The 997-nt window shown below is 65.0% G+C and carries 2 protein-coding genes; both read right to left on the reverse strand.

Features of this window, described 5'->3' with window-relative positions; translation table 11 throughout:
* Nucleotides 1-9 precede the first annotated feature (9 nt).
* Complete coding sequence (locus KDM41_18245) at nt 10-618, reverse strand: peroxiredoxin (GenBank protein ID MCB1185365.1); 609 nt, start codon at nt 616-618, stop codon at nt 10-12.
* A gap of 113 nt (nt 619-731) precedes the next feature.
* The coding region (locus tag KDM41_18250) for a DUF5110 domain-containing protein (protein MCB1185366.1) at nt 732-997 on the reverse strand (266 nt) is incomplete at its 5' end.

The following is a 997-nucleotide window of genomic DNA, read 5'->3' on the forward strand; positions in this document are numbered from 1 at the left end:
CGACAGGAGCTAGTCGTTGAGCGCCTCATGCACGTTGCCGACCATCTCCGGTCCCGGACGCAGGGTCTTGTCGCCCTCGTCCTTCCACTTGGAGGGGCAGCCCTCGTCGGTCTTCTTGGCCAGGTAGAGGTTGGCCTTGAACTTCCGCATGAGCTCGTCGATGTTGCGGCCCATGTTGTAGAAATTGACCTCGGAATTGAAGAGGGTGCCGTCGGGCGCGATGACGAAGGTGCCGCGCAGCGCGAGACCGGAGCCCGCGTCGTACACGCCGAACATCTTCGAGAGGTTGCCGGTCGGATCCGCCCCCATCAGGTAGGTGACGGCCGCCAGTTCCTTCTCTTCGCGCTTCCAGGCCAGGTGGGAGAATTCGGTGTCGGTGGACACGGTGATGAGCGTGGCGCCCATCTTCGCGAAGCGATCCTGCTGCTCTGCCAGAGCAGCGAATTCGGTCGCTCAGACGAAGGTGAAGTCGGCGGGATAGAAGAAGAGGATGGTCCAGCGGCCGTTCTTCTTCTGCTCCGCGAGGGTCACCTTGGTGAAGTCGTGGGCCTTGGGGTCGTAGCAGGTGAGCGTGAAATCGGGCACCTGCATGCCGACTTTGACTTCGGTGTTCTCCATGGGAAACCTCCGGTCGGTTGGGGAATGCGACGACCGCGACGCCCGGGGGCGTGGGTCGCGACGATGGTCCCAAACTACCCCTATCAGGAATCGTTCGCATCCCCTGATCGCTGTCAATCTTCCGACAGGACGGTCACCTTCAACGTGCGCGCGGGCGCCGGCCAGTTCCCGGCCTCGATCGTGGCCGTGAGCGTCACCTCGTCGGAGCCCGCGACCCGCGTCGCCACGAAGCGGGTCAGACGGTACTCCCCGTCGCGGTGGCCGTAGCCGTCGCCCGCGTCCTCGTAGAGCAGGCCCTCGGCCCGACCCGCGGCGTCGAGGCTCACCACGAGTTCCAGCGTCGAGAGGTCCCACTCCCCCGTGTGCCGGATGACCGGGC

It is taken from the genome of bacterium (assembly GCA_020440705.1).
Taxonomy (GTDB): Bacteria; Krumholzibacteriota; Krumholzibacteriia; order LZORAL124-64-63; family LZORAL124-64-63; genus JAGRNP01.